Annotated in this window: 11 protein-coding genes; 4 read left to right on the top strand and 7 right to left on the bottom strand. The window is 39.8% G+C overall.

Annotated elements, in window-relative coordinates; translation table 11 throughout:
- Position 1 precedes the first annotated feature (1 nt).
- From MWU82_RS02845 to MWU82_RS02820, 6 genes are all read right to left on the bottom strand, one after another.
- On the bottom strand, positions 2 to 976 hold the full coding sequence (locus tag MWU82_RS02845) for an ABC transporter ATP-binding protein (RefSeq protein ID WP_247095147.1): 975 nt from the start codon (positions 974 to 976) through the stop codon (positions 2 to 4).
- 92 nt (positions 977 to 1,068) lie between these two features.
- Positions 1,069 to 3,228: a prolyl oligopeptidase family serine peptidase gene (locus MWU82_RS02840; RefSeq protein ID WP_247095146.1), complete on the bottom strand. Its 2,160-nt coding sequence runs from the start codon at positions 3,226 to 3,228 to the stop codon at positions 1,069 to 1,071.
- A 130-nt stretch (positions 3,229 to 3,358) separates the two neighbouring features.
- The gene (locus MWU82_RS02835; protein WP_072860262.1) at positions 3,359 to 4,348 is read right to left on the bottom strand and encodes an aspartate-semialdehyde dehydrogenase; all 990 of its coding nucleotides are present in this window, start codon (positions 4,346 to 4,348) and stop codon (positions 3,359 to 3,361) included.
- Between the two features lie 229 nt (positions 4,349 to 4,577).
- Positions 4,578 to 4,985: a large-conductance mechanosensitive channel protein MscL gene (gene mscL, locus MWU82_RS02830; RefSeq protein ID WP_072860263.1), complete on the bottom strand. Its 408-nt coding sequence runs from the start codon at positions 4,983 to 4,985 to the stop codon at positions 4,578 to 4,580.
- A gap of 146 nt (positions 4,986 to 5,131) precedes the next feature.
- Positions 5,132 to 6,238, bottom strand: coding sequence for an alanine racemase (gene alr / locus MWU82_RS02825; RefSeq protein ID WP_247095145.1), 1,107 nt, complete (start codon positions 6,236 to 6,238; stop codon positions 5,132 to 5,134).
- Entirely contained in the window at positions 6,231 to 6,875 is a 645-nt protein-coding gene (locus MWU82_RS02820; protein ID WP_072860265.1) for a thymidine kinase, read from the bottom strand. The genes alr and MWU82_RS02820 overlap by 8 nt, the downstream gene beginning before the upstream one ends.
- A gap of 203 nt (positions 6,876 to 7,078) precedes the next feature.
- On the opposite strand from MWU82_RS02820, the gene MWU82_RS02815 reads away from it, so the two are divergent.
- The 3 genes from MWU82_RS02815 to MWU82_RS02805 all read left to right on the top strand — a co-directional run bounded on the left by MWU82_RS02815 (position 7,079) and on the right by MWU82_RS02805 (position 9,129).
- The gene (locus MWU82_RS02815) at positions 7,079 to 7,765 is read left to right on the top strand and encodes a hypothetical protein (protein ID WP_072860266.1); all 687 of its coding nucleotides are present in this window, start codon (positions 7,079 to 7,081) and stop codon (positions 7,763 to 7,765) included.
- Between the two features lie 102 nt (positions 7,766 to 7,867).
- Complete coding sequence (rsmI, locus tag MWU82_RS02810) at positions 7,868 to 8,539, top strand: 16S rRNA (cytidine(1402)-2'-O)-methyltransferase (protein WP_247095144.1); 672 nt, start codon at positions 7,868 to 7,870, stop codon at positions 8,537 to 8,539.
- Positions 8,539 to 9,129 (top strand): uracil-DNA glycosylase family protein, encoded by a 591-nt coding sequence (locus MWU82_RS02805; protein WP_247095143.1) that lies wholly within the window; start codon positions 8,539 to 8,541, stop codon positions 9,127 to 9,129. The genes rsmI and MWU82_RS02805 overlap by 1 nt, the downstream gene beginning before the upstream one ends.
- 561 nt (positions 9,130 to 9,690) lie before the next feature.
- Here the strand turns inward: MWU82_RS02805 and MWU82_RS02800 are convergent.
- Entirely contained in the window at positions 9,691 to 10,299 is a 609-nt protein-coding gene (locus tag MWU82_RS02800) for a superoxide dismutase (protein WP_072860269.1), read from the bottom strand.
- A gap of 119 nt (positions 10,300 to 10,418) precedes the next feature.
- Between MWU82_RS02800 and MWU82_RS24360 the strand changes: the two genes are divergently transcribed.
- Positions 10,419 to 13,538 (top strand): UvrD-helicase domain-containing protein, encoded by a 3,120-nt coding sequence (locus MWU82_RS24360; protein WP_247095142.1) that lies wholly within the window; start codon positions 10,419 to 10,421, stop codon positions 13,536 to 13,538.
- The last annotated feature ends 79 nt before the right edge of the window (positions 13,539 to 13,617 follow it).

Genomic DNA, 13,617 nt, shown 5'->3' with positions numbered 1-13,617 from the left:
ATTATGGTTTTAAACGTTGGCTTATGGTTTCCAAGGCAATATTTAGGAATGCTTTGTTGCCAGGGGTTAGCGCTTCCTCGGAATTGAAGCGTATTCTTTTCTCCCCAGACATTGCTTCAACCAAAAAATGACTGCCCATAAAATAGCATTTTTCTACCATTACTGGTATTCCTTTTTTGTTTGAAACCCTAAATTCATGGGCATAAACAATAATTTCCCTTTCCAAATCCCCATAAGATTTTATAATATTTATAGGTATTAGGTTGGCTTCACCAAATAAGGTAGCGGTATAGATATTTTTCGGGTTGTTATATAGGTCTCTAGTATTGGCGTTGGTCATTATGGTCCTATCCTTAAGGACAATGATCCTATTGGCATAGGGTAAAATATCTTGATGGTCATGGGTAGCGGTGATACAGCTAATACCCTCTTTTTTTAAATAGTCAAAGAGATTTCTTCTAAGTTGATTCTTTCTAAAATTGTCTATATGTCCAAAGGGTTCATCCAACAAGAGCAATTCCGGTTTTTGTGCCAGAACCCTGGCTAAGGCTACCCGCTGTTGTTGTCCCCCACTCAGATTCTTAACCTTTACTTTGGCAAAGGACACCATATCTATCATTTCCAACAATTCTGTTGTTCTGGCCTTTAATTCCTCTGGATAAAAAACAGATAAAAACTGACTAACGTTTTCGGCCACTGTGGTGAAGGGCATTAAATCAAAATCCTGTGAAAGGTATTTCATGTAAGACTCTCCAGGTACCAGATTAAAATCTGGGCCCAATACCTGTTTTTCACCCCAAAATATTTCACCTTCAATTGGCTGTAATAGACCGTAAATAATTTTGAGCAGGGTGCTTTTGCCACAACCGCTTTCTCCAACAATGGAAACATGTTCTCCGTGGTCTACCTTGAAGTTGATATTGGTAAGTACCGGCTTTTTATCATAAGCGAACGAAAGGGAATTTACTTGTAACATTGGCTAAAACTATATATGTACCTAGAGGGGATAAAAAAAGTCCATTTCTAAAAGAAACGGACTCTAAAACAAAATTATCGATTTTTTTTAAACTATTCCTCAAAATCTTTTAAAACTCCCTTGTTAGGGAGCGCGCTAAAGCCCATATTGAACAAGGTAAATCCGAAAATATCCACATTTTGGTCAATGGTCTTGCTCACGGGAGTTCCTGCACCATGGCCGGCATTTACTTCTATTCGTATTAAGGTAGGGTTGGCCCCCGTCTGTTTATCCTGCAATTCCGCAGCGAATTTAAAACTGTGCGCCGGTACCACCCTGTCGTCATGATCGCCTGTGGTAATCAAGGTGGCTGGATATTCTACGCCTTTCCTAACGTTGTGTACAGGGGAATAGCCTTTTAGATAATTGAACATCTCCAAATTGTCTTCAGCTGTTCCGTAATCATAGGCCCAGCCAGCACCGGCGGTAAATGTATGATACCGCAACATATCCAAAACCCCTACGGCAGGCAGGGCCACCTTCATTAATTCCGGTCTTTGGGTCATGGTAGCTCCCACCAGTAGTCCACCGTTGGAACCTCCTTTAATGGCCAAATACTCCGATGAGGTATATTTCTCGGCTATTAAGTATTCGGCGGCAGCGATAAAATCGTCAAAGACGTTTTGTTTTTTGGTTTTAATCCCCGCATCATGCCATTGTTTGCCATATTCCCCACCTCCTCTAAGGTTGGGCACCGCAAGGATGCCACCTTGCTCCATCCATACAGCATTAATAACACTAAAAGTCGGGGTCAGGCTTATGTTAAAACCCCCATAGCCATATAAAATGGTTTGATTTTGGCCATTTAGCGGCAATCCTTTTTTATGGGTGATTATCATTGGTACTTTAGTGCCGTCCTTGGAAGTATAAAAGATTTGTGTGGACACGTAATTGTTTGGGTTGAAATCTATTTCAGGTTTCCAATAAATGGAATAGTCTCCTGTTTTAATATCCAATTTATAAATAGATTCCGGGCTATTGTAATTGGTAAAAGTGAAATAAAGTTCTGTTTCCTTCTTTTTGCCACCGAAGCCACCGGCACTTCCGAGCCCTGGAAGTGCTATTTCGCGTATCATTTGGCCTTGGTTGTCATATTGATACACTTTGGAAATGGCGTCTACCATATACTCTGCAAAGAAATAACCTCCACCGGTACCAACAGATAGAACATTTTGTGTTTCCGGAATTAGATCTGTCCAATGTTCTGGTGAAGGATTTTCTGCCCCCACGGTAACGACTTTCTTATTGGGTGCATTTCTGTTGGTTAAAATAAAAAGTCGGGATCCTACATTGTCTATGATTTGGCTATCGCTGTCCGTAGTATTCAAAATGGTAATCAGTCCGCTTTCAGGTTGGGTCAAGTCCTTTATGAATAATTTGTTCCCAGAGGTGGAGACAGCGGCCGAAATTATGAGATACCTGTCGTCTTCGGTTACATAACCCCCGACATATCTATGCTTTTCCTCTGGAATTCCCCCAAAAACCACCTCATCGCTCTTTTGGGGAGTTCCCAGTTTGTGATAATAAAGCTTATGTTGATCGGTTTTGGCAGATAGCTCGCTTCCTTCAGGTTTGTCATAACTGGAGTAATAGAAGCCTTCGTTTCCCTTCCAGGAAACTCCACTAAATTTAATGTCTACCAGAGTATCTTCAACAATCGACTTATTTTTTGCGTTGATCACGATTACTTTTCGCCAATCACTTCCACCTTCGGAAATGGAATAGGCGGCTATGGAACCATCCTTGGAAAAATTTATTCCGGCCAATGAAGTAGTAGCATCTTCGGAGAAGGAATTGGGGTCCAGAAATACTTCTGCCTGCCCATCATCACCTTTTTTGCGGTACAATACATTCTGATTTTGTAAGCCATCGTTCTTAAAAAAATAGATGTAATCGCCTTCTTTGAATGGAGAACCCAACTTTTCAAAATTCCATAATTGTTCCAAACGTTTTTTTAGCTCTTTGCGAAATGGAATTTTGTCCAAATAATTAAATGTGGTCTCATTTTGTTGCTTTACCCAATTTTCGGTCTCGGGGCTTCGGTCATCTTCCAGCCAACGGAATGGGTCGTGTATTTTTATTCCGAAATAGCTGTCTACGGAATCAACTTTTTTTGTGTTTGGATATTTCAAAATGATGGTATCTTTTTTTTGGTTGGTCTCACAGGCTAACATTAGTATTGCCGTAAGTGGGATCAATATTAATCGCTTCATTTATCGATGTTCTTAAGCCAAAAATAGCATAAAAAAAACCTTTGTAAATGGTGGTTACAAAGGTTTTAACATCTTTTCCTTCTCTCCTTAGTTCCTTTTGGGATTGAAGGCTGTTTTTACAGTAATTCTACTACACCAGTTGGTTTTCAACCAAATATTCTGCAATCTGTACGGCGTTCGTTGCTGCCCCTTTTCTTAGGTTATCCGCAACGATCCACATGTTCAGGGTATTGGGTTGGGTTTCGTCCCTTCTAATACGTCCTACAAAAACATCATCCTTGCCATGTGCATAAATGGGCATTGGATAGGTATTGGTGTCGGTATTGTCCTGAACAACGATTCCTGGAGTTTCACTCAACAACCTTCTAACTTCAGAAAGTTCAAAATCATTTTCAAATTCCACATTAACGGATTCCGAGTGCCCTCCTGAGGTTGGAATACGTACTGCTGTTGCAGTAACGGAGAATGAATTGTCATTGAATATCTTTTGAGGCTCTTTGGCCAACTTCATTTCTTCCTTGGTATATCCATTCTCCAGGAATACATCGCAATGTGGCAATGCATTTTTCCCGATAGGATAAGGATATGCCATTTCTCCCTTTATTCCTGCAATTTCATTTTCCAATTGCTGAACCGCTTTTACGCCTGTTCCGGAAACCGATTGGTAGGTAGAAACAACGACCCTTTTCATTTTGTATTTTTTGTGAAGGGAAGAAAGTGCCAATACCATTTGTATTGTGGAACAGTTTGGGTTGGCTATAATCTTATCCTCTTTTGTCAACTCCGATGCGTTTATTTCGGGAACCACTAATTTTTTAGTGGGATCCATACGCCAAGCTGAAGAATTGTCTATTACCGTGGTACCAACAGCGGCAAATTTTGGCGCCCATTCCAAGGAAGTATCGCCTCCTGCTGAAAAAATGGCAACGTCCGGTTTGGCGGCAACCGCAGTTTCCAACCCAATTAAGGTGTACTCCTTGCCTTGGAAGCTTAACTTTTTGCCTACAGATCTTTCCGAGGCCACTACCAATAATTCCGTTACTGGAAAGTTACGTTCTGCCAATACTTTTAGCATTACCTCCCCTACCATTCCTGTTGCACCAACTACAGCTACTTTCATTACGATTAAATTAAAATTTCAGTTGGCAAATGTACTGATTATAGGATATTAAACAATACATAAAATAGAATATATTAAAAATATAACAAATTGTTATAAATATAACTTTATTATATAAAAGAACCGTCAACTTGGATAGCGAATCCCAATTGACGGTTTTTGTTGGTTAGTTGGTAGTGTAGCGGTTGTACTTTGATTATAAGCCAAAGTACGTCATGTTTTAAAAAAATTATTTTTTTAGTAGATCCCTGATCTGGGTCAAAAGCTCTTCTTGACTTGGGCCTTTAGGTGCCGCAGGAGCTTCCTCCTTTGGTTTTTTAGTTTTGTTGTATGCCTTAACTATAATAAATAATACAAATCCAACAATAATTAAGTTAATGATAGAATTTATCCAGGCCCCATAACGGATAGCACTGGCAGGTTTTTCAACCGTTCCGTCGGCAGCAACAATTGCCTCTGACAGTACAATTTGCATATCGGAGAAATCCACTCCCCCGGTAAAATATCCCACGACTGGCATCATGATATCGTTGACAAATCCACTGACAACCAAGCCTGCAGCTCCCGCTAGCAGTACAGCAACGGCCAAATCAATGACATTGCCGGTCATAATAAAATCCTTAAATTCCTTTAACATAATTAGTGTTTTATTTGATTAATACTAGCTGCAATTTAATTTAATTTGGCATCTTAACAAAATGTTAAAATGAAAATGTTTGCTACATTGAACATATCTTATAAAATTGGGTTTTAAACATTTGGGAAAAATCTATTTTCTAAACCTCAATCTTTATAAATGCGTTTCACCCGTTGCGAAATTCCGGTCAGCAGTTCATAAGTTATGGTATTGGCCGAAGACGCTAAGGCTTCTGCACTATGTTTCTGGCCAAAAACTATGACCTCATCGCCTTCCTTACAATCAATCCCGGTGATATCCACCATGATCATGTCCATACAAACATTGCCAATAATGGGTGCCAATTTTCCGTGTATGGATACCTGACCTTTTCGGTTCCCATATTGTCTGCCAATTCCGTCTGCATGGCCCAATGGTAGTGTTGCCGTAACCTTGGGAGCATTGGAGACGAACGCCCTATTGTAACCTACACTTTCATTGGCCCCTATCTTGTGGATCTGTGAAATTATGGTTTTAAGGGTGGCGACAGGAATTAAACGTTCATCTTCGGCGGCCTCGTTTCCATAGCCGTAAAGTCCTATACCGCTTCTTACCATGTCGTACTGGGCTTCTGGGTAATTAATTATTCCGGAGGTATTCAACATATGCCTTTTGGGCCTGTACTTTAATTTGGAGATTATTGCCGAACTAATTTTTTCGAACTGCCTAATCTGGGAGATAGTAAATTCTTTTTCGTTCAAGTCTTCGGAAGCGGCTAAATGGGAAAATAGGGAACTTATTTTTACTTGCTCCGCTCCTTCCAGCGATGATAAAATAAAATCTATATCCTTTTCCCCAAAGCCCAATCTGTTTAGACCGGTGTTGAATTTTAAATGTATAGGGTAATTCCTTTGGTCCCGGTCTCTGGCAACTTTTAAAAAGGAAGAGAAAATTGTGCGCGAATATAGACTGGGCTCCAAACATTTTTCTATTAAGGTGGCAAAACTTACCTCTTGCGGATGCAACACCAGGATGGGCAGTTCAATTCCGACTTCCCTTAAGGCTACACCTTCTGCAGTATAAGCTACGGCCAAATAGTCCGCACCAAGGGTTTCCAGTTTTTTTGCGATGGCTATGGAATCACTGCCATAGGCGAAAGCCTTCACCACTCCTAGAAATTTGGTTTTTGGATCTACCTTGGATCTCAAATAATGATAATTGTGTTCCAGGGCCCTAAGGTCTATTTCCAGAACGGTTTCTCCGACCTTAGTCATTCGATTTTTTTTGAGGAGGTAATACTTCCTCGGATGTAACTTCTATGGCGTTTACTTTTTCTTTTAACATAGCTTTGTAGTACGCTGCTCTACTAAGAGGTTCATATTCTTCTGTTTCTCCCAAAAAAACCAATTTGTTGTTATTGGCCTTTCTAAAACTATAATTGGCAAGATTGCCGGTTCGTGTACAAACGGCATGAACTTTTGTGACATATTCGGCCGTGGCCATCAACGCGGGCATTGGTCCAAACGGGTTGCCCTTAAAATCCATGTCCAATCCAGCCACTACCACCCGGATACCCTTGTTGGCCAAATCATTGCATACGGTAACAATTTCGTCATCGAAGAATTGGGCCTCATCAATTCCTACCACATCGCAATCATCGGCCAAAAGCCGAATATTTGCAGCTGCCGGGACCGGAGTAGATCTAATTTCGTTGGCATCGTGTGAAACTACCATTTCCTCATGGTATCTTTTATCTACCATGGGCTTAAAAATTTCTACTTTTTGCTTGGCAAATTTGGCTCTTTTCAACCTTCGGATCAGTTCCTCGGTCTTGCCAGAGAACATGGAACCGCAGATTACTTCGATCCAACCGAATTGTTCTTTAGGGTTAACAGTATTTTCGAGAAACATTTTGTAATTTTAGACGAAAGTAATTTGTTTTCCGTTTTTTATTAGGAGGCATAAAATTATTAAAAAAATAATCCTTCTGGTATTAATGTTGGTAAAAGTTGGTAATCTAGATTACTTGTTCTTTAACCACCCATTAATTGCCTGAAAGGAATTGCTATATTGGTGCTCCAATTGAGCCCCTACTAATTTTAAAATATATTCAGATGAAAAAGAGACTAAAAGAGGAATTGAGAAAATTATCAACAGAAATAATAACCTCGAGAAATTTAAACGATTACTCGGCCTTATATGAAACTGCTAGGGAATTATATGAAAAGTTGGCAGTACTTAAATATATTGAGGAAAAATTAAATGAGGTGGAGATAGATGTTTCCAAGAATGCCATAGCGGCAAAATTTGAATCTATGGCCAACTCCGTGTTAAGTGCAAATTCTTCGGTACCTGAAAGTAACCCGCACGAAGAGGATATAATCATACCAGGAATAGATACCATAAAGGATATGGTGTCCGAGATGCCAGGAGCCACCACCATCGACGAGGTTTTATCACAGTTTACCAACAAACCGGATTTGATCAAAAACGATAAGGACCTATTTATGCCCAAGGAGGTGAAAACCGTGAAAGCGCCAAGTACTGCCCAATCTGTTGAAAATGGTCCTAAAAAGGTGCTGAAAGTGGACTTGAACGATCGCTTGGCATTTGTAAAGCATCTCTTCAATAACAATATGGAAGATTACAACAGGGTGTTGTCCCAGTTGAGTACCATAGATAGTGAAGAAAGATCTATTTCGTTTATTACGAACATGGTAAAACCGGATTATAATAATTGGGAGGGAAAAGAGGATTACGAACAAAGATTTATGAACGTAATTGCTCGCAAATTTGCATAAGGATTTTTTAAGGGACAACGATGAAAATTATTCTTCTTGATTTTCGTTAATTTTGTCGCTTTCCACCTGCATTTGTAAGATGGCTGGTGTTTAATAAAATTGATGGGGAAATTATATATAGTACCTACACCTATAGGTAACTTAGAGGATATTACATTGCGCGCTATAAGGGTGCTAAAGGAAGTGGACCTTATTTTGGCCGAAGACACCCGTACCAGTGGAAAATTATTACACCATTACAACATAGACACCCCTATGCAAAGTCACCATATGCATAATGAGCATAAGACGGTTGAAGGGATTGTAAGGCGTTTGCAATCCGGGGAGAATGTGGCATTGATATCCGATGCGGGGACCCCTGCCATTTCGGATCCTGGTTTTTTGCTTACCCGTGCCTGTGTAGAAAATAATATAGAAGTGGACTGCCTACCTGGGGCTACCGCATTTGTACCCGCCTTGGTAAATAGCGGTTTGCCTAATGATAAATTTGTTTTTGAGGGCTTCTTGCCCGTAAAAAAGGGCAGACAGACCAGATTGACCTTATTGGCCGAAGAGCCTAGGACGATTATTTTTTACGAATCGCCACATAAATTGGTCAAGACCTTATCACATTTTGAAGCCTATTTTGGTGCGGAAAGATTGGTTTCCGTTTCTCGGGAGCTGTCAAAAATGTATGAGGAGACTATAAGGGGTACGGTAAAGGAGGTCTTGCAACATTATACGGACAACCCTCCAAAAGGAGAGATCGTTATTGTGGTGGCTGGTAAAAAATAATGGAGCGATTATTATCGGAAATAAGAAGTTGCCAGGTATGTAAGTCCCAGTTACCCTTGGGTCCAAGACCCGTGGTTGCAGCACATCCCAATTCCAGGATTGTTATTATAGGTCAGGCACCGGGGACCAAGGTGCACCAAACCGGCATTCCTTGGGATGACCCAAGTGGTAAGCAGTTGAGAAGTTGGCTCAATATTTTGGATTCCGTGTTTTATGATGAAAGTAAAATAGCATTAATGCCTATGGGCTTTTGCTATCCAGGAAGGGGCAAAGGTGGCGACTTGCCACCGAGACCGGAATGTGCCCCCTTATGGCACAGCACCTTACTGAAATGTATGCCTAGTCTGGAACTAATTATTCTAATTGGCACCTATTCCCAACAATATTACCTTGGAAAGACCGCCAAAGCTACCTTGACGGAGACCGTAAAAGGCTATCAGGAATATTTACCGAAATATTTTCCTTTACCCCATCCTTCTCCTAGGAACAGATTTTGGCAATCTAAAAATCCTTGGTTCGGACAGGAAGTGGTACCTGTATTGCAAGAAAGGGTGGCCCATATTCTTGAACTCAACAGATCATCTACATAGGTATATCTTATTTATCCAAGAACTTTCTCTCAAAAATACTTTCCCAAAAGTATTTTGACCTATAATTGAGGCGTTTGTCTAAAACCTTTTTTACGCCACGGCTTTTGGTTTACTTTTGGAGGACCATAGCATAAGTAGGTTAAGTTCATGGTAAGATTTGGGGAAAAAAGGCGGAGCTTAGCTTCGCCTTTTTTATTGCTGAAAATCAGTATTTTAACTAATATTTAGTCACTTTTAACGATAATTGTTGATCATCATTGAAAAAAATTATGGTTAAAAGGTCATAATTATTTTTGTTATTTCTCACAATACCAGTATTTTAGTATCGCCATAGCATAAGTAGGTTAAGTTTATGGTAAGATTTGGGACGAAAAGGGTGGAGGCTTCTCCACCCTTTTCTATTTTTAGCATACAAAAAAGTCCGCTCGTCAAATTTTTGACGAGCGGACTTTAATTTATTCCTAGGAATGCCATGAAAAATCTACAGAAAATTATTCTGTTGGCCAATTGGAGCCTTCGCTTATTGACCATGAATTTTCAAAGTCCCGGTTAATGTAAGCCTTATTTATTGGCTTTGTAGGAAGCGGCTACCTTATCCCAATTAACTACATTGAAAAATGCGTTGATGTAGTCTGGTCTTCTATTCTGATAATTTAGGTAATAGGCATGCTCCCATACATCCAAGCCCAAAATTGGAAAACCGTCACATCCGGTTCCTGGCATAAGTGGGTTGTCCTGGTTAGGAGTTGAGCATATTTCCAGTTTCCCTCCTTTATGGACACATAACCAAGCCCAACCAGAGCCGAATCGTGTTGCTGCGGCTTTGGAAAAAGCATCCTTAAATGATTCAAAAGAACCAAAGGCTGATTTTATGGCATCGGCAAGCTCACCTGTAGGTTGCCCACCACCATTTGGGGACATTATTTCCCAAAATAAAGAGTGATTGTAGAAGCCTCCTCCGTTGTTTCTTACAGCGGCATTGGACATGTCCAAATTGGTCAAAATATCCATAATGGATTTTTTTGCCAAATCCGTTCCCTCAATAGCATTATTTAAATTGGTAGTGTACCCATTGTGATGCTTGGTGTGATGTATTTCCATGGTTCTGGCATCAATATGTGGTTCCAAAGCGTCGTACGCATAAGGTAATTTAGGTAATTCAAAAGCCATAATGTTTTCGTTTTTATGTTAAAAAATGTTGTTTCCCAAAATTACGGTTTTATGATAGAAATTCAACTAATAATTTGTTAAGAACTGTTTAATATTGCTTATTTTGCGACTAAAATTACGTGCAGGACGCTCCTTACAAAATATATAACGCCTCTGCTGGGTCTGGGAAGACCTATACGCTTGCAAAGGAGTATTTAAAAATTATCCTTTCTTCAGATTTCAATAAGAACTATCGCAGTATACTGGCCATTACATTTACCAACAAGGCGGTAAATGAAATGAAACAGCGAATTTTAGGAAGTCTGTTTGCCTTTGGTAAAATGTCCGATAGTAACGAAATTCCATCCATGCTGGCCGATATTTCCCAAGAGTTGGGAATAGATTACGGAACGCTGCGAACTAGGTCCAGAAAAGTCCTGAAGGAAATTCTGCATAATTATGCTTTTTTTGATGTCTCCACCATTGATAAATTTACCCATAGGCTTATAAGGACATTTGCCAAAGATCTAAAATTGCCCCAAAATTTTGAGGTGGTACTGGATACCAAATTATTGTTGGATGAGGCCATCGCCAAACTGATCAATAAGGCTGGTACTGATACACAATTGACCAAAGTGTTGGTAGATTTTGCTTTGGAAAAAATTGACGATGATAAGAGTTGGGATATAGCTTTGGATCTTCAAAAGATCGGGTTTTTATTGTTCAATGAAAATCAGGCTCCCCACCTTAAAAAGCTTGAAGAAAAGGACATCGATGATTTTTTGGATTTAAAAAAGGAATTGGTTCTTCAAATACAGTCCGACGAAACTAAGATTGTGGCTTGGGCAACGGAAATACTAGATATCATTGAAGGCAATGATTTGGAATTCAATAATTTCAAATCCAGCTATTTTCCAAAATTCATTGCGAAAATTGCTTCGGGAGATCTAAATATGGATTTTAATGCCGGTTGGAAACAAAATTTTGAATCCGAGCCCCTATACATCAAGACCTGTCCCCAAGCAATTAAAGATATTCTGGACGGCCTACATCCTAGGTTTATTGGTTTGTTCAATGAGATTAAGGAGCATTATAATGCGTTGTCCCTAGTTAAGAATGCGTACAACAATATTGTTCCCCTCACGGTCCTCAGTGCCATTCAACAGGAAATTAAAACCTTGGAACGAGAGCGCGATCTTCTGCCGATCTCCTCATTCAATAGTATTATTTCCAAAGAAATCAAAGATCAGCCAGCTCCTTTTATTTATGAACGTATAGGTGAAAAGTACCGCCATTATTTTGTGGATGAATTTCAGGACACTTCCGAAATGCAATGGAACAACCTAATACCTTTAATAGGCAACGCATTGGAGAGTCAGGACGATCAAGGAAAAATAGGTTCCTTGCTTTTGGTTGGCGATGCCAAACAGGCCATATACCGCTGGAGGGGAGGCAAGGCAGAACAATTCCTAAACCTTATCAATCTTAAGGAAAATCCGTTTGTTTTTCCTCCGTTTACGGCAAATCTTCCCGCAAATTACAGGAGTCATGAAGAGGTGATAAAATTTAACAACGATTTTTTTACGGTTACCAGTCCCTTTTTGGAGAATACGGTTTATAATAAATTGTTTGTAGAAGGCAATAATCAAAACTACAATAGTAAAAAAGGAGGTTTGGTACAGCTTTCCTTTATTGATGTTGATGAATCACAGGAGGAAGATGGGGAATACTGTAATTTGGTGATGAAAACCTTGGAAGAGGTTTTGGAAAAGAACTATTCCCTAAAAGATGTTTGTATCCTTACCCGAAAGAAGAAACATGGGATTTTGTTGGCAGATTTTCTGATGCAGAACACTATCCCCATTATTTCCTCTGAAACGTTGTTGTTAAATAGCAACCCCAAGGTAAGGTTCCTAGTTAATTTATTGCATTTTAGTCTTCAACCAAAGGAAATGGAAAGGTGTTATGAAATATTGAGCTTCCTTTCCGAGGAACTTGAAAACAGACATCAATTTATTAAGGCCAATATAAATAAGGTATCTCAACTGCTAATGGGTACCTACGGCTTTAATGTGGATATAATTGGACAATCCTCGGTTTATGATGGCTTGGAGTATGCTATAAAAAAATTCGGAATGGCAGACAGCTCGGATGCCTATATAACTTATTTCTTGGACGTTGTTTTGGAGGTTGAACAAAAAGAGGGAGCCAATACCCAAGCCTTTTTGGCATACTGGGATAAGAAAAAGGACAGTTTAAGCGTTACCGCCCCCGAAAATGTGGATGCCGTTCAAATAATGACCGTGCATAAGTCCAAGGGGTTGGAATTCCCTATTGTAATCTTTCCATTTGCCAACACCAATATATATGAAGAAAGGGATGCCAAACTATGGCTGCCGGTAAATCCTATTTCCTTTGCGGGCTTTGAGGAAATTTTGATCAACAAGAAACAGGAAGTTGTAGGTTATGGACCTCTTGCGGAAACCATTTATAATGAAGAACAGCATAAATTGGAATTGGATGCCTTTAACCTTTTATATGTAGCCTTGACCAGGGCGGTTAAGGGGCTCTATGTTATTTCCAAAAAAGATCTTACTCCCAAGGGTGAACATAAACCAAATTACTATTCTGGGTTATTTATTCATTATTTAAAGGAAAAAGGGCTTTGGGAAGAGGCTAAAACCTGTTATCAGTTCGGAAATCTTCAAATACAAGATGAACCATCCCGCCCAGGGGATCATCAGGAAAAGATAGCCCATCTATACACATATAAAGAGCGACCTGAATTTAGAATTCTGACCAAAGCCGGTGCCCTATGGGACACGCAACGGGGAACAGCACTTAGCAAGGGAAATTTGCTACATCATGTGATGGGGTTGATAGAGACCAATGACGATATTGACGGTGCTTTGGATATGCTAATTAGAAACGGCGATCTTTCCCATGAGGATAGCCAAGGGATGCAGCAAGGAATTAAGGCCATTGCCGACCATCCTAAGTTGTACACCTACTTTTTAAAAGGAAACCTAATAAAGAATGAACAGGATATCCTTACCAAAAATGGTAAGGTGCTTCGCCCGGACAGATTGGTCATCAAGGATAAGAAAGTAACCATTATAGATTATAAGACAGGTAAAAGGAATCCGGCATACCACGAACAGATCTATTCTTATGCAGATGCTCTGGAAGCAATGGGATATGAAATTGAAAACAAGATCCTTATCTATATCAATGAGGATATTACGCTAGACTTTATCTAGTAGTGGGCATTATGGTCATGGTCCGTGAATCGTAAAGGGGGAACATTGGCATTGAAGGGTGCGAGTTGCGATGGAATTG

This window comes from Arenibacter sp. S6351L, from assembly GCF_023016025.1.
Taxonomy (GTDB): Bacteria; Bacteroidota; Bacteroidia; order Flavobacteriales; family Flavobacteriaceae; genus Arenibacter; species Arenibacter algicola_B.
Note: the sequence above shows the minus strand (reverse complement) of the source record. Positions and strands in the feature narration are given on the sequence as shown.